The sequence below is a fragment of the Streptomyces sp. 150FB genome (assembly GCF_000818195.1).
GTDB lineage: Bacteria > Actinomycetota > Actinomycetes > Streptomycetales > Streptomycetaceae > Streptomyces.
Genome location: NZ_JTHL01000001.1, coordinates 2,648,165 through 2,673,243 on the forward strand (window position 1 = coordinate 2,648,165; position 25,079 = coordinate 2,673,243).

General features: G+C 70.3%; 21 protein-coding genes and 2 tRNA genes. 4 read left to right on the forward strand and 19 right to left on the reverse strand.

Annotated elements, in window-relative coordinates; translation table 11 throughout:
• Nucleotides 1-68: 68 nt before the first annotated feature.
• The 7 genes from QR77_RS49970 to QR77_RS11155 all read right to left on the reverse strand — a co-directional run bounded on the left by QR77_RS49970 (nt 69) and on the right by QR77_RS11155 (nt 8,396).
• On the reverse strand, nt 69-755 hold the full coding sequence (locus QR77_RS49970; RefSeq protein WP_347359775.1) for a ComEA family DNA-binding protein: 687 nt from the start codon (nt 753-755) through the stop codon (nt 69-71).
• A gap of 506 nt (nt 756-1,261) precedes the next feature.
• Nucleotides 1,262-2,107, reverse strand: coding sequence for a DegV family protein (locus QR77_RS11130; RefSeq protein ID WP_040021362.1), 846 nt, complete (start codon nt 2,105-2,107; stop codon nt 1,262-1,264).
• 87 nt (nt 2,108-2,194) lie between these two features.
• Nucleotides 2,195-2,938, reverse strand: coding sequence for a hypothetical protein (locus QR77_RS11135; RefSeq protein WP_040021363.1), 744 nt, complete (start codon nt 2,936-2,938; stop codon nt 2,195-2,197).
• A 176-nt stretch (nt 2,939-3,114) separates the two neighbouring features.
• The gene (gene leuS / locus QR77_RS11140; RefSeq protein ID WP_040021364.1) at nt 3,115-5,991 is read right to left on the reverse strand and encodes a leucine--tRNA ligase; all 2,877 of its coding nucleotides are present in this window, start codon (nt 5,989-5,991) and stop codon (nt 3,115-3,117) included.
• 293 nt (nt 5,992-6,284) lie between these two features.
• Nucleotides 6,285-6,357, reverse strand: a tRNA-Ala gene (locus QR77_RS11145).
• 117 nt (nt 6,358-6,474) lie between these two features.
• On the reverse strand, nt 6,475-6,708 hold the full coding sequence (locus QR77_RS11150; protein WP_040021365.1) for a hypothetical protein: 234 nt from the start codon (nt 6,706-6,708) through the stop codon (nt 6,475-6,477).
• A gap of 212 nt (nt 6,709-6,920) precedes the next feature.
• Nucleotides 6,921-8,396 carry an MFS transporter gene (locus QR77_RS11155; RefSeq protein ID WP_173476290.1) on the reverse strand — a complete coding sequence of 492 codons (1,476 nt, stop codon included), beginning with the start codon at nt 8,394-8,396 and terminating at the stop codon, nt 6,921-6,923.
• Between the two features lie 109 nt (nt 8,397-8,505).
• Between QR77_RS11155 and QR77_RS11160 the strand changes: the two genes are divergently transcribed.
• Nucleotides 8,506-9,405 (forward strand): helix-turn-helix transcriptional regulator, encoded by a 900-nt coding sequence (locus QR77_RS11160; RefSeq protein ID WP_052488674.1) that lies wholly within the window; start codon nt 8,506-8,508, stop codon nt 9,403-9,405.
• A 518-nt stretch (nt 9,406-9,923) separates the two neighbouring features.
• Nucleotides 9,924-11,237, forward strand: coding sequence for an NtaA/DmoA family FMN-dependent monooxygenase (locus QR77_RS11165; protein WP_040021371.1), 1,314 nt, complete (start codon nt 9,924-9,926; stop codon nt 11,235-11,237).
• 98 nt (nt 11,238-11,335) lie between these two features.
• Here the strand turns inward: QR77_RS11165 and QR77_RS11170 are convergent.
• From QR77_RS11170 to QR77_RS42105, 7 genes are all read right to left on the reverse strand, one after another.
• Nucleotides 11,336-11,408 (reverse strand) — tRNA-Ala (locus tag QR77_RS11170).
• A 103-nt stretch (nt 11,409-11,511) separates the two neighbouring features.
• Complete coding sequence (locus QR77_RS11175; protein ID WP_040021373.1) at nt 11,512-12,165, reverse strand: histidine phosphatase family protein; 654 nt, start codon at nt 12,163-12,165, stop codon at nt 11,512-11,514.
• On the reverse strand, nt 12,162-12,602 hold the full coding sequence (gene rsfS / locus QR77_RS11180; protein WP_040027707.1) for a ribosome silencing factor: 441 nt from the start codon (nt 12,600-12,602) through the stop codon (nt 12,162-12,164). The genes QR77_RS11175 and rsfS overlap by 4 nt, the downstream gene beginning before the upstream one ends.
• Nucleotides 12,603-12,746: 144 nt before the next feature.
• Nucleotides 12,747-14,612, reverse strand: coding sequence for an LCP family protein (locus QR77_RS11185; RefSeq protein WP_040021374.1), 1,866 nt, complete (start codon nt 14,610-14,612; stop codon nt 12,747-12,749).
• 22 nt (nt 14,613-14,634) lie between these two features.
• Complete coding sequence (nadD, locus tag QR77_RS11190; RefSeq protein ID WP_040021375.1) at nt 14,635-15,264, reverse strand: nicotinate-nucleotide adenylyltransferase; 630 nt, start codon at nt 15,262-15,264, stop codon at nt 14,635-14,637.
• Nucleotides 15,265-15,317: 53 nt separating this feature from the next.
• Complete coding sequence (locus tag QR77_RS47390) at nt 15,318-15,482, reverse strand: hypothetical protein (RefSeq protein ID WP_040021376.1); 165 nt, start codon at nt 15,480-15,482, stop codon at nt 15,318-15,320.
• Between the two features lie 83 nt (nt 15,483-15,565).
• The gene (locus QR77_RS42105; protein WP_052488675.1) at nt 15,566-15,853 is read right to left on the reverse strand and encodes a hypothetical protein; all 288 of its coding nucleotides are present in this window, start codon (nt 15,851-15,853) and stop codon (nt 15,566-15,568) included.
• 153 nt (nt 15,854-16,006) lie between these two features.
• Here QR77_RS42105 and QR77_RS11205 point away from each other — a divergent pair, with 153 nt between their 5' ends.
• On the forward strand, nt 16,007-17,110 hold the full coding sequence (locus QR77_RS11205; RefSeq protein ID WP_040027710.1) for a M48 family metallopeptidase: 1,104 nt from the start codon (nt 16,007-16,009) through the stop codon (nt 17,108-17,110).
• Between the two features lie 31 nt (nt 17,111-17,141).
• Here QR77_RS11205 and QR77_RS11210 read toward each other — a convergent pair whose 3' ends face one another.
• The 5 genes from QR77_RS11210 to proB form a co-directional block, all read right to left on the reverse strand.
• Nucleotides 17,142-18,236 carry a hypothetical protein gene (locus QR77_RS11210; RefSeq protein WP_040021378.1) on the reverse strand — a complete coding sequence of 365 codons (1,095 nt, stop codon included), beginning with the start codon at nt 18,234-18,236 and terminating at the stop codon, nt 17,142-17,144.
• A 212-nt stretch (nt 18,237-18,448) separates the two neighbouring features.
• Nucleotides 18,449-19,036: a hypothetical protein gene (locus tag QR77_RS11215; RefSeq protein ID WP_040021380.1), complete on the reverse strand. Its 588-nt coding sequence runs from the start codon at nt 19,034-19,036 to the stop codon at nt 18,449-18,451.
• A gap of 88 nt (nt 19,037-19,124) precedes the next feature.
• On the reverse strand, nt 19,125-20,408 hold the full coding sequence (locus tag QR77_RS11220) for a glutamate-5-semialdehyde dehydrogenase (RefSeq protein WP_040021382.1): 1,284 nt from the start codon (nt 20,406-20,408) through the stop codon (nt 19,125-19,127).
• Nucleotides 20,409-20,497: 89 nt separating this feature from the next.
• Nucleotides 20,498-21,064 carry a hypothetical protein gene (locus QR77_RS11225; protein ID WP_063798167.1) on the reverse strand — a complete coding sequence of 189 codons (567 nt, stop codon included), beginning with the start codon at nt 21,062-21,064 and terminating at the stop codon, nt 20,498-20,500.
• Nucleotides 21,065-21,290: 226 nt separating this feature from the next.
• The gene (proB, locus tag QR77_RS11230) at nt 21,291-22,379 is read right to left on the reverse strand and encodes a glutamate 5-kinase (protein ID WP_040027711.1); all 1,089 of its coding nucleotides are present in this window, start codon (nt 22,377-22,379) and stop codon (nt 21,291-21,293) included.
• Nucleotides 22,380-22,961: 582 nt separating this feature from the next.
• Between proB and QR77_RS11235 the strand changes: the two genes are divergently transcribed.
• Nucleotides 22,962-24,992: a glycosyltransferase family 2 protein gene (locus QR77_RS11235; protein WP_040021386.1), complete on the forward strand. Its 2,031-nt coding sequence runs from the start codon at nt 22,962-22,964 to the stop codon at nt 24,990-24,992.
• Nucleotides 24,993-25,079 lie beyond the last annotated feature (87 nt).

The following is a 25,079-nucleotide window of genomic DNA, read 5'->3' on the forward strand; positions in this document are numbered from 1 at the left end:
CGGGGCCTCCTGCCGCGGGTCCGGGTCCCCGAGGCGGCTCGTGGAGTCCGCGTGCACCGCGAGGCGTGTCACAGCAGCACCAGCGGCCGGAGATCGGCGAAGCGGCCGTCGCCGATGCCCTTGACCTCGCGGAGTTCGTCGACGGACCGGAAACCGCCGCTCCGCGTGCGGTAGTCGATGATGTGCCGGGCCAGCACGGGACCGACCCCGGGGAGCGTGTCGAGCTGCTCCTGCGTGGCGGAGTTCAGACTCACCGGCGCCACCGCCCCCGTACCGCCGCTCCCTTCGCCACCGCCGGCGAAGCCCGCGCCTGCTCCCGCCGCCGGGGCCGGACCGCCGACCACCACCTGTTCGCCGTCGGTCAGCACCCGCGCCCGGTTGAGCCCGGTGATGTCCGTGCCGGCCTTGATCCCGCCCGCGGCGCGCAGCGCGTCCTCCACCCGCGACCCGCTCGCCAGGCGCAGCACACCCGGCCGCCGCACCTTGCCGCTCACATCGACAACAACGCGGCCTCCCGCCGCGACGGGCGGTGACCCGGCCGAGGGGGACGGCCTGGGCGTCGTCTTCAGCGATGCCGCCGGCATGACGGTCTCCTCGGCGACCACCTCGGGGGCAGCCACCGACCGGGGGCGCGCCGTCCAGAAATGCTGAGCGGCGAGCACCGCCGCCACGACGAGGACCACGGCGAGCGCGGCGAGCGTTCTCGGCTCAAGGCCGCAGTGGAGCTGGAACCACAGCGGCAGCCGCTCACGCACGGCGAGCCACACCCGCTCGCGTCGGGTCCTCCGGTCGCCCACCCGTCCGGTGACCGCTCCCGGGGGCGTCGGAGACCGCCCGGCCCCCGGTGCTGCCCCCGGCGCCATCCTCAACGCACTGGCGAACAGCTCGTCCGCCCGCCGCCGCGGATCAGCCGGAACGGCGGGCGGCTCGACGGGAGTGGCGACGGACGGCTCGACAGACGGGGCTACAGGCGCCGGCAGCGGTGGCGGCCCCACTCTCCTGCTCGCCTGGCCGACCCGCGACAGCGCGGAACGCGGTCGGTGCCGTAGCCGCGCATGGCGGACGCGGGCGTCGGAGCCGGGAACGCGGCCGGGGCCGCTGGTCGCTGAGCGTGTGCGGAGAGTCATGACACAGGACGGTAGACACATCCGCCCGACCTCGCGGATCAAGCCCAATTACGGTGGATAACCTCGCTGTTGTGGATAAGTCAGCCACCCGGACGAGTGGCGCCGGTCCCCGCCCCGTCGGCCACCACACTCGCTCAGCGCGGCGAGACCACAGCCCCCAACAGCCCCGGGCCCGTGTGCGCACCGATCACCGCGCCCACCTCGCTCACATGCAGCTCGACCAGGCCGGGAATCCGCTCGCGCAACCGCTCGGCGAGCGCGGCGGCCCGCTCGGGCGCTGCCAGGTGGTGCACCGCGATGTCCACCTCGCTCCGGCCGGCGCGCTCGGCGACGATCTCCTCGAGGCGCGCGATCGCCTTCGACGCCGTCCGTACCTTCTCCAGCAGTTCGATGCGCCCGCCGTCCAGTTGCAGCAGCGGCTTCACCGCGAGAGCCGACCCCAGCAGCGCCTGCGTGGCGCCGATGCGTCCGCCCCTGCGCAGATAGTCCAGCGTGTCGACGTAGAAGTACGCGGAGGTGCTCACAGCCCGCTTCTCGGCGGCGGCCACCGCCTCGTCCAGCGTGCCGTCCGCCTCCGCCGTCTCGGCCGCCGCCAGCGCGCAGAACCCGAGGGCCATCGCCACCATGCCCGTGTCCACCACCCGCACGGGCACGGGTGCTTCCTTCGCGGCGAGTACCGCCGAGTCGTACGTTCCGGAGAACTCCGCCGACAGGTGCAGCGAGACGATCCCGGTCGCGCCCGCCTCGGCGGCCGTACGGTACGCGGCCGCGAACATGTCGGGGCTCGGCCGCGAAGTGGTCACCGACCTGCGCTTCTGGAGCGCGAGCGCCAGCGAACGGGCCGAGATCTCGGTGCCCTCTTCCAGCGCGCGATCGCCGAGTACGACGGTCAGCGGCACCGCTGTGATGCCGTGCCGCCCCATCGTCTGCGGCGGCAAGTAGGCCGTGGAATCGGTGACGATCGCGACATGGCGGGACATGAGCGGGAGGTTACCCGTCGTCGGCCCAGGTCGGCAGCCCGGGCCCGGCTCAATGATCAATTCCCGCCTGGCCCATGTCGAATCTCGTCAGTTCCTGGTCTCGGGCCGCGCGGACCTGGCTTGTTTCTGCCAGGGGTACGTGGCGCCGCGGAGCGGCTTCGGCGGGTCGATCCGGTGCGGCTCGCCGGCGGACGGCGGCTCGGGCCAGGTCTGGCCGACGGACTCGTCGTCGTCCTTGAGAGGCTCCCGCAGAGGCTCCCGAAGGGGCTCGCGCGCCGACCGGTCCGCCGGTGACCAGTGCCGCAGCGCCCCCGACTCCACATCGATCTGGTCGCTCAGCGACGACAGGTCGTCCTCGGCGAACCTGCGGGCCCGGTCCCGCGCCGCCCAGCGCAGCGAGTCCGCCGAACCCGTGATCCGCTCCGTACGCTCGCGCAGCTCGTGGAGGCGGTGCGCGACCCTCGTCCTGTCCGGGTCGCGCTCCATCGTCTTCAGCTCGGCGTCCAGCTCATGGCCGTGCACACTCAGCCGCCGGAAGAGTTCGATCGACTCCGACAGCGAGGCGTCCTCTGCGGCGCTCGCGTCCAGTGCGTCCTGGGTGGCCCGCATCGATGTCCGCAGCCGCAGCCGCAGCGTGGCCAGCTCCCCGGGGACCCCGAGCTGTCCGAGGCTCTTCGCCCGCAGGGTGGTCTCCTCGACGGTCCTGCGCGCCTGCGTGACCGTCCGGTCGACACTGCGCTTGGCCGCCCGGACCGCCTTGACGCCCGCGTACACCCCCAGCGTCACGAACGCGACGAAGAGCAGCGCCAGGATCAAGATCACGGTAGCCATGGGGCGGCCTTCCCGGAGTCGGTTGTCGTCCCTCCCACCGTAAACGGATCGGGCAGGCCGGTGGTTCCTTCGGAACCCCCAACCTGCCCGTAAGGGAAACCCCTACACATCCGGATCAAGCCACCGCACGGACCGCCGAGCCGATCGCAAGACGGTCCACCGAAGCCCTCCAGCGGCTACGCGGGAACGATGTTCACCAGCTTCGGCGCCCGCACGATCACCTTGCGGATCCCCGCCCCGTCCAGCGCCGCCACCACAGCGGCGTCGCCCAGCGCCAGCGCCTCCAGCTCCTCGTCCGTGATCGACGGGGAAACCTCCAGGCGCGCCTTGACCTTGCCCTTGATCTGCACCACGCAGGTCACGGCCTCGTCCACGGTGTACGCCGGGTCGGCCACCGGGAAGTCCTGGTGGACGACCGAATCGGTGTGCCCCAGCTTGCGCCACAGCTCCTCGGAGATGTGCGGCGCCAGCGGCGCGACCAGCAGCACCAGCCGCTCGGCCACCGACCTGGTCAGCGGGCCGCCCGCCTTGGTCAGGTGGTTGTTCAGCTCGGTGATCTTGGCGATGGCCGTGTTGAAGCGCAGCCCCGCCATGTCCTGGCCGACCCCGTCGATCGCCTTGTGCAGCGCGCGCAGCGTGACCTCGTCCGCCTCGCCCTCCACGACGGTCACCTCACCGGTCGCCTCGTCGACGACGTTCCGCCACAGCCGCTGGAGCAGCCTGTACTGGCCCACCACGGCGCGCGTGTCCCACGGCCGGGAGACGTCCAGCGGTCCCATCGCCATCTCGTACAGCCGCAGTGTGTCGGCGCCGTACTCCGCGAAGATCTCGTCGGGAGTGACCGCGTTCTTCAGGGACTTGCCCATCTTGCCCAGAATGCGGCTGACCTTCGCGCCCTCGTACCAGTACGCGCCGTCCCGCTCCTCGACCTCGGCGGCCGGCACGGCGATGCCACGGGCGTCGCGGTAGACGAAGGCCTGGATCATGCCCTGGTTGTACAGCTTGTGGAACGGCTCGCCGGACGACGTGTACCCCAGGTCGAACAGCATCTTGGACCAGAACCGCGCGTACAGCAGGTGCAGTACGGCGTGCTCGGCGCCGCCCACATACAGGTCGACGCCGCCGTGCGGCTGCCCCTCGCGCGGGCCCATCCAGTACTGCTCGATGTCGGGGTCGACCGGTCGCTCGCTGTTGTGCGGGTCCAGGTAGCGCAGCTCGTACCAGCAGGAACCGGCCCAGTTCGGCATGGTGTTGGTCTCGCGGCGGTAGCGCTTGACGCCTTCGCCCTCGCCCAGGTCCAGTTCGACGTCGACCCAGGACTCGTTGCGCGACAGCGGCGTCTCGGGACGGCTGTCGGCGTCGTCCGGGTCGAAGGTGCGCGGCGAGTAGTCGTCGACCTCGGGCAGTTCCAGCGGCAGCATCGACTCGGGCAGCGTGTGCGCGATGCCGTCCTCGTCGTAGACGACGGGGAAGGGCTCGCCCCAGTAGCGCTGCCTACTGAACAGCCAGTCGCGCAGCCGGAAGTTGACGGTGCCCTCGCCGATACCGCGCTCGGACAGCCATGCGGTGATCCGCGCCTTGGCGTCGACGACACCCAGGCCGTCCAGGGTGATGTCCGTACCCGTCGAGTTGACGATCGTCGCGTCGTACGAGGCGAACGCGTCGTCCCACTCGGAGGTGTCCGTGGACCGCCCGTCCGTCGGCTCGACGACACAGCGCACCGGCAGCTCGAAGGCGCGCGCGAACGCGAAGTCGCGGCTGTCGTGCGCCGGTACGGCCATGATCGCGCCGGTGCCGTAGCCCATCAGGACGTAGTCGGCGATGAAGACGGGCACCTGCTCGCCGCTGACCGGGTTGGTCGCGTACGCGCCGGTGAAGACTCCGGTCTTGTCCTTGGCCTCGGCCTGCCGCTCGACGTCGGACTTCGACGACGCCTGCTTGCGGTACGCGGTGACGGCGTCGGCGGGCGTGGCGTGCCCGCCCGTCCACACCTGGTGCGTGCCCTCGGGCCAGGCCGCGGGAACGATCTTCTCGATCAGCTCGTGTTCGGGCGCCAGCACCATGTACGTGGCGCCGAACAGCGTGTCCTGACGGGTCGTGAAGACCGTGATGGCGCCCGCTTCGCCGACCGCGAAGTCGACGCGCGCGCCCTCGCTGCGGCCGATCCAGTTCCGCTGCTGCTGCTTGATGGCCTCGGGCCAGTCCAGCTCGTCCAGGTCGTTCAGCAGCCGGTCGGCGTAGGCGGTGATGCGCATGTTCCACTGGCGCAGCTTCGCCTTGAAGACGGGGAAGTTGCCACGCTCGGAGCGGCCGTCGGCGGTGACTTCCTCGTTGGCCAGTACGGTGCCCAGGCCCGGCGCCCAGTTGACGGGCGCGTCCGACGCGTACGCCAGCCGGTATTCGCCCAGGATGTCGGCGCGCTCACGCGCGGACAGCGCGTCCCAGGGACGGCCGTCCGGCGTCGGACGCCCGCCGCTCTCGAACTCCGCCACCAGCTCGCTGATGGGGCGCGCCCGGTCCGCGTCCTTGTCGTACCAGGAGTTGAAGATCTGTACGAAGATCCACTGCGTCCACTTGTAGAAGTCCGGGTCCATCGTCGCGACGGACCGGCGCTTGTCGTGGCCCAGACCCAGCCGGCGGAGCTGGGCCGTCATGGTCACCATGTTGGCCTCGGTGGAGACCCGGGGGTGGGTGCCCGTCTGTACGGCGTACTGCTCGGCGGGCAGCCCGAAGGCGTCGAAGCCCAGCGTGTGCAGGACGTTGTACCCGCTCATCCGCTGGTACCTGGCGAAGACGTCGGTGGCGATGTAGCCCAGCGGATGCCCGACATGCAGACCGGCACCGGACGGGTACGGGAACATGTCCATGACGTACTTCTTGGGCCTGGCGGTCAGCCCCGAGTCGTCGGCCAGGTCACCTGAGGGGTTCGGGGCCTCGTACGTACCCTCCGCCGCCCAGAAATCCTGCCAGCGTGCCTCGATGTCGGCGGCCATGGCCGCCGTGTAGCGGTGGGGCGCGGCCGGCTCTGCGGCAGCGGGATACGTCTCGCTCATGGTCCTCTGAACTCCATCGATCGTCTCTGCCGGCGGGTTCGGCTGTGTCTCGGCAAATGAAAAAGCCCCTCGCACAGGAGGGGACCGCCGCGCCGATTCCGACCGGATCGTTCATCCGCCGGGAATGATCAGCGCGGCTCGGTAAGCAGAAAGCGTACGGCTCGCATGCTGCCAGGTTACCGCAGGGACAGGACGGCTCGCTGCGGGTACAGGGGGCGGGTACGGCCGGATACGACGGAGGCGGGCCACCCGATCCGGGTGGCCCGCCTCCGTCACTGCTTCTGTCACTGATGTGGAGCTAAGGAGAATTGAACTCCTGACCTCCTGCATGCCATGCAGGCGCTCTACCAACTGAGCTATAGCCCCGTGCGGTGTACCGCTCCGGGGTATCCCTTCGCGGCATCGACAACATTACACGGTCGCGCGGGTCGATCACCACATCGTTCCCGGCGGCCACCGGGCCCCCAGGAATGGTCCGCTGCGTCAGGCGGTGGCGAACGAGTAGAAGCGCTTCAGGGTGCAGTGCTCTTCGAGGAGGCGTCCGTAGATCGGCTCCCCTTCGAGCTCCCGGTAGGTCTCGATGGGGTCACCTTTTATGATCAGCGCCCGCGCGCACTCCTCACACCAGTACTGGAACTCCGGATTGAGCGGATCCATGTCCCGCACAATTGGCGTACCTCTGCCGCACCAGTCGCATTTACGCCTGTGCGCACCCATCACTCAGCTCCAGCTATGGCCGCAGGCCGTGCACACGTAACAAACTCCGCCATTGTCGCCAAGGATGTGGGACAAGCAGGTCATCGGCCTCCCTCGATGCCGCTGGGCGGACATGGCGTCTCGCCGGCCGGGGGCGGTCGACCCCCTCCGGCCGTCCGATTCTGCCACGACCGGGCAACGGGGTCAGCCCGCAAGGGGTCGTTCCGCTTCGCTCAGTTCGGGCGCCGGCGCCGGGAACCCGCCAGGGCGCCCAGGATCGCCGTACCCGCCATCACCAGAACGGTCACCCACACCGCGGTGGCGGGGCCGTCGGCGCCCGGCGACTCGAGACGGTTCAGGAAGAGTGTCCCGAATGCCGCCACCCCTATGAGCTGGCCGAGTTGAGTGACCGTGGTGAGCAGTCCGCTCGCGTCGGCCGCGTCCTCATGACGGACGGTCGACAGCGCGCCCGCCAGGGTCGGGCTGAAGCCGAGCGCCAGCCCCACGCCGACTCCGGCAAAGGCCACGTACAGCGCGATCCCGCCGTCGCCACCGTCGTGGAGCACCCAGCCGAGGAGCGCGCAGGCGAGTGCCGTGATGACGAACCCGCCGGGTATCAGCCTCCTTTGGAGGACGGCCGGCCACTTACGCCATGTCAGACCGACCGCTCCGAAACCCACGGCCGTCGGTACGAAGGTGAGCCCCGCGCGCAACGCGCTGTAGCCCAGGGCGCCTTGGAGATACAGGGTCACGGTGAAGAGGAACCCGGAGTTCAGCGCCATCGCGACGGCGATCCGCAGGGCGGCCCGTCCCATACCGGGGACGCGCAGTACCGCCGGCGCGATCAGCGGCGCCCCGCCGCGCCGCGCCAGCCGGGATTCGTGGGCCACAAAACCGGCGAGGAGCAGCAGGGAGAGGGCGATCGAGATCCACGACCAGAGGGGCCAGCCCTCCTCCTGGCCGAGGACCAGCGGCACGGTGAACAGCGAGACCGCGGCCCCCAGCAGCACCAGCCCCGGCAGGTCGAGCCGCCGGGAGCCCCCGGGTCCGCCGTGCCGGCCGGCCGGCAGCACCCTGGCGCCCAGGACCAGCAGGACGAGCCCTATGGGTACGTTCACCAGGAAGACCGGACGCCAGCCCGTCCCGAACACATCGGCGCTGACGAGCACCCCGCCGACGACCTGGCCCGCCGCCGCCCCGGAGGCGAGCACGGCCGCGTAACCGCCGAGCGCCCGGCCGCGCCGCGCGCCGGTGAAGTTGCGCTGGATCAGGCTGAGCACCTGCGGGATCAGCAGCGCGGCGCCGACACCCTGGGCGAACCGGAAGGTGATCAACTGGCCGGTACCCGCCGCCAGTCCACAGGCGAGCGAGGCGGCGGTGAAGAGCAGGAGCCCGCCCAGGTAGGCCCTGCGGTGGCCCAGCAGGTCACCGATCCTGGCGCCGGTGATCAGCAGCACGGCGTACGAGATCGTGTAACCGGCCACGACCAGTTGCAGGTCGGCGCCGGTGGCATGGAGATCGGTACGGATCGTGGGAACCGCGACATTGACGATGAAGGCGTCGAGCAGCGCCATGAACTGCGCGGCGAGCACGACGGCGAGCAGCAGCCCCGGCCGACCGCCCGGCCCGCTGTCAGTGCCGTCGTTTTCACTGGTACCGGTGGTGGGAACGCCGGGGGAACGAGGGTCCTGCGTGGAGACTGTCGTCATGGCACCGACTCTGCGGGCGGTCCGGTACGCGTAGTGAGAGCCCGCCGATGCTGGTACTGACAGCACCTGGCAAGCGTGATGGACGCGGGGAAGGATGGTGAGCGTGACGATGACGGAGGGACGGCCCGGGCGGACGGCGGACGGTGCGGCCGTACGTACGCCGGGGCGGCGCCGCAGGTCCGAGCTGACCGCGTTCCTGCGCAGCCGCCGGGCCAGGGTGACGCCCGCCGATGTGGGCATGGCGCCCGGACTCCGGCGCCGTACGCCGGGTCTGCGCCGCGAGGAGGTCGCCCAGCTCTCCGGTGTCGGCGTCACCTGGTACACGTGGCTGGAGCAGGGCCGCCCGATCAACGCGTCGGCGCAGGTGCTCGACGCGATAGCCCGTACGCTCCGGCTCGACGGCCCGGAGCGGCAGCATCTCTACCACCTCGCCGAGGTACCGCAGGGCCCCGATCCGCAGGCGGACGCGGAGGGGTCGGAGGGGGTGGGCCCGGAGATCCAGGGCATCATCGACGCTCTCGAGCCGAATCCGGCCGTCGTGTACAACGAGCGGTACGACATCCTCGCCACCAACGGCGGCTACGACAGCCTGTTCTCCCCCCGCGCCGAGCGGTCGTCGTGCCCGCGCAACGCGCTGTGGACCCTTTTCCACATGCCGGAGTGCGACTATCCGCTGGTCCACCCGGAGCGGGAGCTGCCGATGATGGTGGCGACGATGCGCAGCGCGTACGGACGCCATGTCGGCGAGCCCGTATGGGAGTCCTTCATTCAGCGGCTGTCGGCGGCCAGTACGGCCTTCGCCGAACTGTGGGAGGGCGGGGACGTGGTCCAGCCGGGGCCCCGGGTGAAGGCCTTCCAGCACCCCGCCGTGGGGGAGATAGGCATGACGTCGGTGTCCCTGGCGGTCAACGGGATGCCGGGGTGCCGGATCGTCGTCTACACACCGAGCGGCGACGAGAGCCGCCGTCGCGTCGCGCTGCTCAGCGAACTGCGGAACCAGGGCGCTTGATACGACAGTCGCCGTCCCTGCCTTCCTTCCCTCCGCGTGAGGTTCACGCCCTGACAGCGGCCGATCCCGATGCTCGAAAACGACCCGGCCGTCGGACAGGGGCACCCTTGACAAGGCCCGCCACCCGCCGCGTACGTTCGTCCCACACGATCTGGAGCGGCCGAGAGACCTGGCTCGTCGAAGCCGCGGCAGCCACGCGCCGCGATCCGCGGCGCTGTCGGTTGCTGACACCAGGAGCGATGGGAGTCATCGTGAGGGCATCGCACGTCAGGCCGGTCCGCACCGCGGTTCCGCTGCCGGTCTGGACGAAGCGTCGGCACGTGGACCTGTGCCGTACCCACGCCTCCCTCTGTCGCTGACCGTTCGGCTCCAGCTTCCCCGCCCTTCCTGACAGGCCCCGCCGCGGGCACCCCTCCGGTGCCTGGCCGCGCCCTGTTCCGGCACGCACGGGTGTTCGCCCTGCCCCCCGAAATCTGCACCACCGAGATGTCACCGGCATCGGTGAGAATGGATGAATCGTGACCGCGAAGCGGCCCAGGACGCTGAAAACCGTAACCGGAGCCGGCGGTACGTCGGAGACCTACGATCTGGCGATCGATCCGACCCGGTCCACACTGGACACCGCTCTGCGGGTGGCGAAGCTCGCCGAGGACGCGAGGATCGACGCGCTGTTCACCGCCGACCTGCTCAGCTTCGGCGCCCAGGGCGCCATCGGGTCGCAGGAACCGCTGGTCTTCGTATCGGCGCTGAGCCAGGTGACGTCGCGGATCGGGCTGATCGCCACGGTCTCGACCACCTTCCACCACCCCTTCAACCTGGCCCGGTTGTTCGGAACCCTCGATCACGTCAGCAACGGGCGGGCCGCCTGGAACCTGGTGACCTCCTCGATCGGCGAGGAGAACTTCGGGCCGGGCGACCTGCCCAGCCCGGAGGAGCGTTACGCGCGTGCGGCGGAGACCCTCGATGTGGTCAACGCGCTCTGGGACAGTTGGGAACCAGGCGCGCTCACCGTCGGCGCCGACGGAAAGGCCGTACTGCACCGCGACCGGGTGCACCCGATCAACCACTCCGGCCGGTTCTTCACCGTGGCGGGTCCGCTGAACATCCCGCCGCTGCCGCAGCGGCGTCCGGTGCAGATCCAGGCGGGGCAGTCCGAGGCGGGCACGGCTCTGGGCGCCCGCTACGCCGAGATCGTCTTCACCTCGCTCCCCACCCTCGACATCGCCGTGGACTTCACCCGGAAGATCCGTGGCCAGGCCGAGCGGCTCGGACGGGCCGGCGGACTGCCGCTGATCTTCAGCTCGTTCCACGCGACGTACGGTGCGACCGAGGAGGAGGCGCGGCGGCTCGTACGCGAGCGGCGCGAGTCGATCGACTTCGAACGCGGCCGCGCCCAGGTGGCCGACATGCTCGGCGGCGGGGTCGACCTGTCGGACCTGCCGCTCGACAAAAAACTGCCGGAGAGCCTGCTGCCCGACGTCACCTCGGTGAACCGCCGTCGCGGCCGGGTCGACATCTTCGCCGGATACGTACGCCAGGGCTACACGCTGCGGGAACTCGTCATCGCGGCCCAGGACACCGGCCATTGGGCCGTCGCCGGCACACCCGAGCAGCTCGCCGACGCCGTCGAGGAGCGGTTCCGGGCAGGCGTCCTGGACGTGATCTCGCTGAGCGGCCTCGCGGACCCGCGCCAGCACGACTTCGTCGTCAACGGTCTGCTGCACGAGCTGCGCAAACGAAAGATCGTCACCGACGACTACACGGGCACCACCCTGCGCGAAAACCTCGGCCTCGAACTACCCGCCCGCGCCGCGGCGCCGGTTCAGGTCTGACACACGTGGGGCACGTTCACCCTCGCCGCTGACAACGAACTCGCCGCTGACAACGAAAAGCGCCGCACATCCTGGGATGTGCGGCGCTCTCATCGGGGTGGAGCTAAGGAGAATTGAACTCCTGACCTCCTGCATGCCATGCAGGCGCTCTACCAACTGAGCTATAGCCCCGCGTGTCCTTCGCGCTCCGCGTTCCGCGCTGCGAACAAGAAGAACTTTAGCCTGCGACCTGCCGGATCGTGAAATCCGGCTCCGCGGGCGCCCGCCAGGGCGTTCAGTCGTCGTCGCCGAGTACCGGCTCCGGGAGTGTGCCGGCGTTGTGTTCCATCAGACGCCAGCCGCGCGCGCCCTCGCCGAGGATCGACCAGCAGCAGTTGGCGAGGCCGCCGAGGCTCTCCCAGTGGTGGCTCTCCAGCCCCAGAATCCGGCCGATCGCGGTACGGATCGCGCCGCCATGGCTGACCACGACCAGCGTGCCGTCGTCAGGCAGCAGCTCGGCGTGGCGGAGCACCACGGGAGCGGCCCGGTCGGCGGTCTCGGTCTCCAGCTCGCCGCCGCCGCGCCGCACGGGCTCGCCGCGCTTCCAGGCCGCGTACTCCTCGCCGTACCTGGCCATGATCTCGTCGTTGGTCAGGCCCTGCCAGACCCCGGCGAAGGTCTCGCGGAGCCCGGCGTCGTACTCGATGCCCAGGCCCGTGACAGTGGCAAGCTCGGCGGCCGTCGCCGCGGCCCGCTGAAGGTCGGAGGCGACGATCGCGTCCGGCTTCAGCGAGGCCAGCAGCCGGGCGGCCCTGCGTGCCTGGGCGATGCCCTCCGCTGTCAGCTCGATGTCCGTGGAACCCTGGAAACGGCTCTCCAGATTCCATGGCGTCTGGCCGTGCCGCCACAGGACGATGCGGCGGCCTCTGCCGCGTTTGGTGCCGTTCAGCTCAGCTCACCGTCCGCGTCGCCGGCCGTCCCGGTCAGCTCGGCGTGCTCCTGCGCCTTGCCGCGCGTCTTCACGGCGTCCTCCGGCAGCGGAAGCTCGGGGCAGTCCTTCCACAGCCTTTCGAGCGCGTAGAAGACGCGCTCCTCGCTGTGCTGCACATGGATGACGATGTCGACGTAGTCGAGGAGGATCCAGCGGGCGTCACGGTCGCCCTCACGGCGCACCGGCTTGACACCGAGCTCCTTCTGGAGCCGCTCCTCGATCTCGTCGACGATCGACTTGACCTGGCGGTCGTTGGGCGCCGAGGCGAGCAGGAAGGCGTCCGTGATGGACAGCACATCGCTCACGTCGTACGCGATGATGTCGTGCCCGAGCCGGTCCGCGGCTGCCTGGGCGGCGGCGTTGACGAGCTCGATGGAGCGATCAGTAGCGGTCACAAGCAGGCTTTCGTCGGCGGTCGTGGAGATGCCAAGGATCTCACGGCCCGCCGACAACCCTTACATCCATTTACCGCACAGGCGGCCCGGGGCTGCTGTGAAGCCCCGGGCCGCCCGGCGTCCGACCGTGGTCGACGGGGTCCGTCAGCCGGCCTTGTAGTCCCCGCCGAGGACCACGGAGACGTCGGCGTTCGCCGCCGGCTTGCCCGACTTCACCGCACTCGTCGGCAGACCGAGGGTCTTCGCGACCTCGACCGCCTGCGGTTTGTTCTTCGCGTCACCGTATGTGACCTGCGAAGACGTCAACGTGGCCGCCGTACCGGAGTCCACGAACGTGTAGCCCGCGTTGACCAGCGCGATCCGCGCGGATTCCTTCGCGCCCTGGTTCCCGCTGGCGTTCTGGACACCGATACGGAGGGTGTCGCCCGGCTCAGGAGCGCTGACCGAACCGCCCAGGATGTCCTTCACCACACTGTTCGTGGCCTGCTCGCTGAGCGTGCCGTCCGGCTGGACGGGCAGGACGGTGGTCTTGTAGTCACCCTCCTTGGCCTGCTTGGCGAGCTTGGCCAGGGACGCGCCGAGATCGGCCTCAGTCAGGGACGGGTCGAGGATCTGCGCCAGCGACTCGACCGTGGTCGTCGCCGCCTTGGGGTCGTCCGACATCTTCCGCAGCACGCCCTGGAGCACCTGCCCGAACCGGTTCAACTGCGCGGCCTCGGACTCCCCCGGGCCGCGGTACGTGGCGTAGGCGACGGCCATCTTCCCGCTGAGCGTCTGGTTCTCGCCCTTCTTCACCAGCGGGGGGTCGCCCTTCTTCGTGTCGGGCACATCCGTGTCGGTGTTCAGGTCGATGTTGCCGACCTGCTCGACGAGGTTGTCCAGATACGGGGTGTCCAGCCGCCAGGTGCCGGTGACCTGCGTACCGAGCAGGGTGCCGATCGCCTGCCGGGTACCGTCGGAGCCGTCGTCGTCGACGGACTTTCCGAGGGTGGTGGTCGTCCCGTCGTCGTTCGCCACGGCGAGCGAGTTCGGCAGCAGGATCGTGGTGCCCTGGCCGGTGGTCTCGTTGTTGACCAGCAGCGCCGTCGAGGTGCCCTTCTGCTTCGTGTTGTGCAGATGGATCACTATGACGTCACGCTTCTGGGGCCCTGTGACGGCGTTCTGCTTCTTGTCCGCGCTCCCGGTCCCGGGCAGTTTGCCCGCGTACCAGAGGTAGCCGACGCCCCCGACGAGTGCCAGGGCTATGACGACGACCAGCGCGACGACGCGGTTACGGCCCTTGCGCCGGGCCTCCTCGCGCCGCTCGGAACGGCTCTCGCTGAACTTGAGCCAGTCGATGACGTCCTCGGAGTCGGCGTCCGGCTCCTCGATGAAGGAGAACTGCTCGGTCCGGTAGGCCGAGTCGGAGTCGGGGTCCGCCGCGTCCGAGTCGGAAGCGGGGGCCACCGGCACCTGCTTCCGCTGCTGCTCCGGCGGGGCGGCGCGGCGCTGCCCGGGGACGGCCGCGCGGTCCGCCTGGGGCTGCTGTTGCTGCGGCTGCTGCTGTTGCTGTTGCTGTTGCTGCGGGATGTCCCATTGCTGCTGCGCGGTGTCGACGACGGGCTGCTGGCCCGTCTCGTACACCGGCTGCTGGCCCGTGTCGTACGCAGGCTGCTGGCCCGTGTCGTAGCCGTAGTTGTCGTAGCCGGGGCTCTGCTGCTGACCGGACTGCTGGGGCTGGGCGTACGGGTCGTACTGCTGGTGCTGCTGGGGCTGTTGGTACTGCTGCTGCGGTTGCTGCTGCTGGGCGTACGGGTCGTAGCCGTACCCCTGCTGTTGCTGGTGCTGGTCCTGTTGCGGCTGCCCGTACGCGTCGTACTGCTGGTGCTGCTGCGGTTGTTGCTGTTGCTGTTGCTGTTGCTGCGGCTGCTGGTACACCGGCTGCCCGTACTCGTCGTACCCGACGATCTGCGGCTGCTGCTGGTCGCGATAGGGGTCGTACGGGTCATACGGCTGCTGTCGGTCGTTCACCGGTGGGTGCCCCTCTCCGTGGTCACTCGCCGCGATACAACTGGCGCTTGTCGATGTAACGCACCACACCGTCCGGGACCAAGTACCAGACCGGATCGCCCTTGGCGACCCTCGCCCGGCAGCCGGTCGACGAGATCGCCAGCGCCGGCACCTCCACCAGGGAGACGCCACCCTGGGGCAGCCCGTCGGCCGTCAGATCATGCCCCGGCCGGGTGACGCCGATGAAATGGGCCAGCGAGAACAGCTCTTCGTGATCACGCCAGCTCAGGATCTGCGAGAGCGCGTCGGCTCCCGTGATGAAGAAGAGGTCGGCATCGTCGTTGAGCGCGCGTAGATCGCGCAGGGTGTCGATCGTGTACGTCGCGCCACCGCGGTCGATGTCGATACGGCTGACCGAGAACTGCGGGTTCGAGGCTGTCGCGATGACCGTCATCAGATAGCGGTCCTCCGCGGGGGAGACCGCCTTCTCGCTCTTCTGCCAGGGCTGCCCTGTTGGTACGAACATCACCTCGTCGAGGTGGAACAGGGACGCCACTTCACTGGCCGCCACGAGGTGTCCATGATGGATCGGGTCGAAGGTCCCACCCATCACGCCGAGTCGGCGTCTGCCGCGACCGGATCCGGCGCCGGTAGGCACTTGCTGCTCTCCCATGCGTCCAGAGCCTACTGGCACAGGGTTACGACCCGGTCCCGGCGGTCGCCGCCTCAGCGGTCGCGGTTGAATCGGGTCGTGATCCAGAGCAGCAGGAGGAGCCCGAACAGCGCGCCGCCTCCGGTGAGGTAGGGGCTCAGGCTCTCGTGGTTCCCGCCGTGTTCGGCGCCCTCGGCGAGAGTGACCAGGTGGGCGGCGGCGGTGCCGGTGAGACTCATCTTCAGCAGTACCTATTCGTCGGGGAGTCGCGGGAGACTTCGCACACATCGTATGCGGGCGCCTCTCGGAGGCTCACGCCGACTCAGTTGTTCTCGCTGTTGTCCCTGCCGGCGGCACTGCCGACCTCGGTGGGAACCTCGCTGCGAGCCTCGCCGCCGACCTCACCGCCGACCTCGCCACGCGCCTCACCACCGGTGGCCTTGCCGGTGCCGCGACCGCTCTCGCTCCCGTCGCTCCGGTAGCCGCGCAGCAGGAACCACGCGAGGAGAACGACCCCGACCATCGAGCCGAGCAGGACGATCCGCAGCGTGTAGCCGGGTCCCTGCTGGTCGGACGCGGCGGCGGCGAGCCATGTGGCTGATTCCGGCATAGCGGGTGCACTCCTCGGTCTTCGTCCGGCCGGTGCCCCCGGGTCGTCCCCGGGGAAAGTCGGCCCCAGCCCCCCGCCACACGGTAGCCCCAGCGCCTAGGCTGGGTGCGGTCAGGGGGACGAGCCATGGACTCGTACGAACAGGGGATATCGATGAGCGAAGACAGTCACGCGAATGTGCCCATGCGGAAGCGCAGGCGCTTCCCCGGCATTTCGTCACGCGCGTACGAACATCCGGCGGACCGTTCCGCGTTGGTCGCCCTGCGCAAGCTCACCGGTTTCGACACGGTCTTCAAGGCACTGAGCGGCCTGCTGCCCGAGCGCAGCCTGCGCCTGCTGTTCCTGTCCGACTCGGTGCGGGTCAGCGAGGCGCAGTTCGCCCATCTGCACACGATGCTGCGTGACGCGTGTTACATCCTCGACCTGCCGAAGATCCCGGTGATGTACGTCGCCCAGGACCCGAAGCCCAACGCGATGTGCATCGGCCTGGACGAGCCGATCATCGTGGTCACCACCGGTCTCGTCGAGCTGCTCGACGAGGAGGAGATGCGCGCGGTCGTCGGCCATGAGGCCGGGCACGCGCTCTCGGGGCACTCCGTCTACCGCACGATCCTGCTCTTCCTCACGAATCTGGCGCTCAAGGTGGCGTGGATCCCGCTGGGCAATGTCGCGATCATGGCGATCGTGACCGCGCTCCGCGAGTGGTTCCGCAAGTCCGAACTGTCGGCGGACCGCGCCGGGCTGCTGGTCGGACAGGACCTCCAGGCGTCGATGCGCGGCCTGATGAAGATCGCGGGCGGCAACCACCTGCACGAGATGAACGTGGACGCGTTCCTCGAACAGGCCGAGGAGTACGAGTCCGGCGGCGACCTGCGCGACTCCGTGCTCAAGATCCTGAACGTGCTGCCGCGTTCGCACCCGTTCACCACCGTGCGCGCGGCCGAGCTGAAGAAGTGGGCGGCCAGCCGCGAGTACCAGCGGATCATGGACGGCCACTACCCGCGCCGCGACGAGGACAAGGACGCCTCGGTCGGCGACTCGTTCCGCGAGTCGTACGCGCACTACTCGGACACGGTGCGCTCCAGCAAGGACCCGCTGATGAAGCTCGTCGGTGACATCACCGGTGGCGCGGGGGACCTGGGAGGCAAGCTCCGCGACAAGTTCACGGGCGGAGCGGGCAGTACGGGCAGTACGGGCAACAACAGCGGTACGGCGAAGGGCGGCAACGGCGCCCGTCCCGACGACGACGCCGGCTGATCCCAAGGCGGCGGGCCGAGCCCGGCCCGGCTCAGCCGACCGGGCTCGGCTCTGCCGCCGGGGCCAGTACGCCGCAGAGCGCCGCCGCCCCCGCCCCCGAGAGGTACGGATCGGTGACGGCCGGCCCTCCGGCCGTCGCCCGCCGGCCCGCCAGCAGGGGCCGCAGCGTCGTCGGCACCTCGTCCGAGCAGGACTCCGGTCCCGCCCTGACGTCGCTGGTGACCAACTGCGTCTTCCCGAGGTCCGACGAGTCGAAGCGGAAGTGCAGCTCCCGCCGGACGGTGAACAGCGAAGCGTCCTTCACGGGCAGCGCGTCGGACCCGGCGGGCCGCAGCGCGTAGACGTAGGTGTGGTCGGCCATGACCTCCAGGGCGCCGGGGCCCCGGTCCTTGACGGTCAGGGTGCCCCGTACCCGTACGCCCGGGCCGGCCGGCTGCACCTGCGCCGGGTCGAAGCGGACCAGCCAGCCGAGCGGTGTGTGCCGCGAGTCGATCGTCCCGGGCGTGACGCTCTGGTCGAACTGCCCGGTCTGGTCCGGATCGATCAGCGCCCGTACGGGCCGCACGGTCCGTCCCGCCAGCACGTCCGGGTCCAGTGAGGACGCCACGAGGTAGTTCTTCACGGTGACCAGCGCGGCGACGACCTGGCTCTCCGTGAAGTTCGCCGTCCGCCGTATGGGGTCCGGCAGCGAGATGCCGGCGGCGCCGGTACGGAATCCCGCCGCCTGACTGTGCGTGAGGAGATCGGCCGGCGCGCCACCGGGCACCTTGCCACGGGGGGCCAGCGGGATGACCGTCATCCGGAGCTGCTCGGTCGTGCGCCCGCTGCCCACGGGGCGGTACGGGTGGCGTACGCCCAGGTAGATCGCCGTACCGAAGGCGAGGACGACCAGCACGACCAGGGTCAGAAGCTGCCTCGGGCCGTTCCGCACGCTCCTCGGCACGGCCCTCGGCGGCAGGCTCCTGACGGCGTGGGCGCGGTCCCCCATCCGCTCCTGCGCGGAGAACTCCTGGAGGCGGGCAGCGCGGATGAACGATTCGTCGAACACGACGGATCGGTACTCGTCGTCGCCACCACCTGGGAGCCCCTCGGATGTCCCCTTGGGTGGGTCCCCGCGCCCTGCCATACCTTCAGAGTAGGTCGGGAAGGGCAGTCGTAAACGCCCTGCTCCAGGTCAAGTTATGGCGAGAGCGGACAGAGCCGTTCGTGTGACGCGGGGTGCGATGCCGGTCCGATGCCGGTCCGATGCCGCCGCGCGGGCGCACGGAAGGGCCGGTCAACGGATGCGTGGACGTACCGGAGGGCCACGCACGATGGGGCCCGCGGGACTCAGGAGTCTCAAGGGGTGTGAGGCACGGCACTGACAGCCGGGGCCGAATACTCGGCGGACGCCGAGGGCCGGTCGGTGCGCGGTACGTCTATCCCGGTCGTGGCGGGCTGGGGCACCTGGTCCTGGCGGCTGCCGGCTGCGCCCCGGTAGACCGCCGAGAACGCGAGGGCGACCATGCCGATGCCCATCAGCAGGGCGAGGAGCCAGGCGACCGGACGGTGCCAGCGGGCCCGGCCCCGGTACGGGCGCAGAGCGCCGCCGTGCGGGCCGTACGGTCCCGAGAGCACATCCGGGTCGTCGGAGTCGTAGTCGCCGTACTCGTGGGCGTACTCGGCGCCGCTGCCCGGGCCGTACAGCTCCTCGAAGAGGTCCTCGTCCGCGGCTCCCCCGCCGGAGCGGGCCCGGGACGCCTCGGCCTCGGCGCGTGCCTGCGCCGCTGCCAGCAGCCGCTCGACGGCGGTGGGTTCGTGGATGGTGGCGGCCTGTACGAAGGCCTCGTCGAAGACCACGGCGGCGAAGTCCTCGCTCGCGCCTCCGCGGTCGTCGTCGGGCTCCCAGCCGTCCGGAAACGGCCTGCCCCCCACGTCGTCCGGCACCTTTCCAGGATAAGCCGGGGAGGGTGCTTTGGGCAGGGCGAGCGCGAAGTCTCCCTGCGGGATGCGTCACCCGTCCGTACGGGTCCCCTCACCTCGTATGACCGTCTCCGGTCACGATGTACTTGGTCGAGGTCAGCTCCGGCAGCCCCATCGGGCCCCGCGCGTGCAGCTTCTGCGTGGAGATCCCGATCTCGGCGCCGAAGCCGAACTGCCCGCCGTCCGTGAACCGCGTCGAAGCGTTCACGGCGACCGTCGTCGAATCGACCAGTTGGGTGAACCGGCGGGCGGCGGCCTGCGAGGTGGTGACGATCGCCTCCGTGTGGCCCGACGACCAGAGCCGGATGTGCGCGACGGCCGAATCCAGCGAGTCGACCACGGCGGCGGCGATGTCGTACGAGAGGTACTCCGTCTCCCAGTCGTCGGCGGTGGCCGGCACGATCGTCGCCTTGGTCCCGCCCGCGTACGCGGTCACCCGCTCGTCGGCGTGCACGGTGACCCCGGCCTCGGCGAGAGCGTTCAGCGCGCGCGGCAGGAACTCGGCGGCGATGTCCTGGTGCACGAGGAGCGTCTCGGCGGAGTTGCAGACGCTGGGGCGCTGCGCCTTGGAGTTGATGAGGATGTCGACAGCCATGTCGAGGTCGGTCTCGGCGTCGATGTAGACGTGGCAGTTGCCGGTGCCGGTCTCGATGACGGGGACCGTGGACCCCTCCACGACCGTACGGATCAGCGAGGCCCCGCCGCGCGGGATCAGTACGTCGACCAGGCCCCGGGCGCGCATCAGCTCGCGTACGGCCTCGCGGCCCTCGCCCGGGACGAGTTGCACGGCGTCGGCGGGCAGCCCGGCGCCGCCGACCGCGTCGCGAAGCACCCGTACGAGCGCGGTGTTGGAGGCGATCGCCGATGACGAGCCGCGCAGCAGCACCGCGTTGCCGGACTTCAGGCAGAGCGCCGTGGCGTCCACGGTGACGTTGGGGCGGGCCTCGTAGATGATCCCGACGACGCCGAGCGGCACCCGGACCTGGCGCAGGTCGATGCCGTTGGGGAGCGTGGAGCCGCGTACGACCTCGCCGACCGGGTCGGGCAGCGCGGCGACGTCCCGTACGTCGGCGGCCATGGCCCGCACCCGCTCGGGGTTGAGGGTCAGCCGGTCGATGACCGTGTCACCGGTGCCCGCCTGCCGGGCGCGCTCGACGTCCTCGGCGTTGGCCGTGACGATCTCGTGCGTCCGTACTTCCAGGGCGTCGGCGATCGCCAGCAGGGCGTCGTCCTTGGCCGCGCGCGGCAGCGGCGCGATGTCGGCCGAAGCCGATTTGGAGCGGTACGCGGCCCTGGTGACCGGGGAGAGATTGTCGTACGGCGAGAGCGAGGTCATGCCCGCAGGGTAGTGCGCCTCCTGCGGGCATTCCGCATCCGTTCCGTACTGCGAGATACCGGCTCGGGGATATCAGGACGCCGCGATTGTCAGAACGGATGGACCCCCACGGGCGCTGCCGGGGGCGGGCCGTAGCCCTCCGCGATGCGCTGGTGATAGGTCTCGCGGTCGATGACTTCGAGGCCGACGATCTCCCACGGGGGGAGCTTGGCGCTGGAGCGGTGTTCGCCCCAGAGGCGCAGCGCGACGGCCGCCGCGTCGTGCAGATCCCTGGCCTCTTCCCAGTAGCGGATCTCCGCGTGGTCGTTGGCGTAGCGGCTGGTCAGCAGGAACGGATGGTCGTGGGCGAGCTGTTCGAGGCCGCGTCTGACCTCCGTCAGGGGTGCCTCGCCGCCCGAGACGCTGAGCGTGATGTGCCAGAGCTTCGACATCGGACGCCCCTGGGTGCGCGCTTCGGTGTCCTGTTCCTCCCGCGGCGGTCGCCGCTCGCCGGGGCCGGCCGTCCCCTCGGTCGTGTCGGTGCGGTCGATGCTGTCGGTGGCGTCGATGCTGCCGGTGGCTTCGGTGCTGCCGGTGCCTTCCGTGGCGGGAGGTGCCTGAGTGGTGCCGGTGGTGCCGGGGTCCTTGAAGTCGTCCCCCGCCTCGACACTCGTCAGGGTCCGTTCCTCCCCCGCCGCCCTCCGGGCGCGGGCAGCGCCGCTTGTCCCTCGGGGCGCCGCCCCCGGGCGCGCTCGTCTCACCAGCGGCCTCCTGTTGTTGCGTCGTCGTGCTTCCCCCGCATTGCCCCCGGGACAAAGTTGACCAGCCCGGGCCGGTACGTGGGGGCGTTTTGGTAAAGGTCCCTGCCAGAAGCCAGGAGTTTCAGCCGATTCAGGGGCGCGGTCAGGGGCGCAGGATGACCAAATCGTCCCTGTGTACGACCTCGCGTTCGTAGGCGGGGCCCAGTTCGCGCGCCAGGTCGTGGGTGGAGCGGCCGAGGAGCTGGGGGATCTCCTTCGCGTCAAAATTGACGAGCCCCCGCGCCACGGCCCGGCCGGCCGTGTCCCGCAGCTCGACCGGGTCGCCCGCGCTGAACTCCCCCTCGACGGCGGCGATCCCGGCCGGCAGCAGCGAGGTCCGCCGCTCGACGACGGCCCGTACGGCGCCCTCGTCGAGGGTGAGCGAGCCCTGCGGGGTCGAGGCGTGCGCGAGCCAGAGCAGCCGGTCGGCGGACCGGCGCCCGGTGCGGTGGAAGTACGTACCGGTGTCGCGTCCGGCGAGGCCGTCGGAGATCCGTCCGGCCGAGGTCAGCACGACCGGGATGCCGGCGGCCGCCGCGATCCTGGCCGCCTCGACCTTGGTGACCATGCCGCCGGTTCCCAGGCCCGCCTTGCCGGTGCTGCCGATGGAGACCCCGGCGAGGTCGGCGGGGCCGCGCACCTCGGCGATCCTGGTGGTGCCCGGCCGGCTCGGGTCTCCGTCGTAGAGCCCGTCGACGTCGGAGAGCAGCAGGAGCAGGTCGGCGCGGACGAGGTGGGCGACGAGGGCGGCGAGCCGGTCGTTGTCGCCGAAGCGGATCTCGTCGGTGGCGACGGTGTCGTTCTCGTTGACGACGGGCACGGCGCCCATGGAGATCAACTGGTCGAGCGTGCGGTACGCGTTGCGGTAGTGGGCGCGGCGGCTGGTGTCGACGGAGGTGAGCAGCACCTGCCCGACGCGTACGCCGTAGCGCGCGAAGGAAGCGGTGTAGCGGGCGACCAGCAGCCCCTGTCCGACGCTCGCCGCCGCCTGCTGCCGGGCCAGGTCCCTGGGCCGGCGGGTGAGGCCGAGCGGGGCGAGTCCGGCGGCGATGGCACCGCTGGAGACGAGGACGATCTCCTTCTCGCCGCCGCCGCGGACGGTGGCGAGCACATCGACGAGGGCGTCGACCCGGTCGGCGTCGAGGCCGCCCGTCGCCGTGGTGAGGGAGGACGAGCCGACCTTGACGACGATCCTGCGGGCCCCGGCGACGACGTCCTCCCGGGTCCCCGGTTCCTGCGGCGCTGTCTTCCGCTCCGCGGCCTTCGGCCCTGCCGTCTTCCGCTCCGCTGCCTTCTGCTCCCGTGCCGCTGCCACGTGCTCTGCCTCTGCTCTCGCTGCTCGCTCGCCGCCCCCGCCGCGCTCTCCCGGCCGGGCAGCTCCCGGAGGGCTCCGCCGGGGCGCCTGACGGCTGTGCAGCGTACGCGAGCGGCGCCGTCCGGCGCCGTCCCTCTCACTGGCCAAGACGCGGGACGGGACGCGTCCAGGACGCGGGTCCGACCCACCCGCCCGTAACAGACCGTTAACCTGAAACCCACGCTCCGTGCACGTACGATGAGGTACTCGCCGGGACGGCTGTGTTTCACATCAAGTTTCGGCAACAAGGACAACCGAATGCCGGTGTCCACTGTCTGTCAGATGTGACAACGGCCAGAAAACTCTTCACTGCCCGAGACGGCTAGGCTGACCGCTGTGACGTCTCAGCGCAGCGTCACAGCGGCGCTCCGCCACTTGTCAAACCTTTGGGAAACCACACACGAGATGGGCACTTCAGTAATGCCAGTAAACGTGAGCGTCGTCATTCCGGTGTACAACCCTGGCAAGTACATCGATCCCTGTGTCGATGCGCTCCTGGCGCAGACCATGCCCTCCGAGAATTTCGAGGTGCTTTTCGTCGACGACGGCTCGACCGACGACACCCCCGCGCGCCTGGACAAGCTGGCCGAGGAGCACCCGCACTTCCGGGTGATCCACATCCCGAATTCGGGCTGGCCCGGCAAGCCGAGGAACATCGCGGTGGCCGAGGCCCGCGGGGAGTACGTCCAGTTCGTCGACCAGGACGACTATCTGGCCTCCGACGCGCTGCGGAGACTGTACGAGATGGGCCACCGCAACGCCTCGGACATCGTCATCGGCAAGGTGGCCAGCAACTTCCGCGGCGTCCCGCACGGCGTCTTCAAGGTGAACCGCGAGAAGTGCGATCTCACCACGGCCCCGCTGTACGACAGCCTCACCCCGCACAAGATGTTCCGCACCGAATTCCTCCGCGAGAACAAGATCGCATTCCCCGAGGGCAAGCGGCGCCTTGAGGACCAGCTCTACATGATGCAGTCGTATTTCCCCGCCAAGGTCGTCTCGATTCTGGGGAACTACACCTGCTACTACTACTCGCGCCGGGACGACGGGCAGAACTCGGGCTCCGCGAAGCTCGTACCGTCCGGCTATTACGGAAATCTCCGCGAGGTGCTCGACGTCGTCATCGAGAACACCGATCCCGGTCCGTTCAGGGACCGCATCCTGCGGCGCTTCTACCGCGTGGAGATGCTGGGCAGGCTCAGCGAGCCGGCCGTCATCGGCTACGACGCCGAGCACCTCGCCGACATGTGCGAGGCGGTCCGCGGCCTCGCCGACGACTTCATGACCGACGGCGTGCACGACGGGCTCGGCGCTTTCACCCGGCTGCGCTCGACGCTGCTGCGCAACGACGACCGCGAGGGCCTCGTGAAGGCCGCGCGCTTCGCCAAGTCGGTCCAGGCCTCGGCCCACCTCGACAGCTTCGAGTGGCAGCGGGACGGCCGCGTCAAGCTCGGCATCACCGGGCGGCTGGTCCACGGCGACGACAAGAAGCCGCTGCGGCTGATCCGCCGTGAGGACCGCTACTTCCTGCACCCGGAGTACTTCGAGGGTCTGCTGCCCGAGGGCGAACTGCTGGACGTCACCGACGAGATGGACGGCTTCAAGGGCGAGTTGGCGCTGCGCAACCGCGAGACCGCCGTCGAGTGGTCGTGCCCCTGCGAGTACACGGCCGAGGTCGAGAAGCTCGACGACGGCAGCTTCGAGGTGGTGCTGCGCGGCTCCGGCACGGTGACCAGCGAGGCCGTCAAGGGACGCGGCCGGGTTTCCAAGGGCTTCTGGGACATCTGGGTGCCGCTGCGCGGGCTCGGACTCGTACGCAAGGCACGGCTCGGCGCCGACAGGTCCCCGCAGGTGGACGCGGCGTGCCTGCCCGCACTGCTCGGCTCGCCGGCCCGCCCGGTCATCCCGTACTTCACCGACCCGTTCGGGAATCTGACCCTCGATGTCGCCGGCCGCGCGAAGAAGCTCGCCACGTACCTCGCCGACCGCCCGGTGCTCCGGATGCCGAAGGGCCGTCCCGAGCTGCGCCTCGACCTGTTCACCGGTGCGAAGACCGTTCCGGCTGCCGTCGACCTGCTGCTGACGGGGTCCGACGGACGGACGCTGACCATGCCGACCACCCTGCGCCCCGACCACGGCCGCGCCCACCTGGACATCCCCACGCAGGCGAGCGGAGTGGCCGCGGGCACGGCGCGGCTCGCCGTGCGGCTCGACGGGGAGAAGGGGCCCGAGCTGCCGCTGTGCGACGTGACCGTGAACAACGCGGGGCGTATCCGCCTGGAGCGCACGGGTCTCGCGGCCGTCGACCCGCTGCTCGTACGGGTGATGCAGGTCGAGCGCCGCAGGGCCGCCGCCCGCCAGATGCTGCGCACCATCGGCGGTCCGCTCGTGCGCCGGATGCCCGCCGGGGCGCGCAAGAAGGCGCGCCGGGTGCTCGCGCCCCGTATCTGACCAGCCCCGCCCGCCCCCGGCCGGGCGGCCTCGCGCACGGCCCGTACCCGGCCGTACAGCCTGTACAACCCGCAAAGAACAAGGACG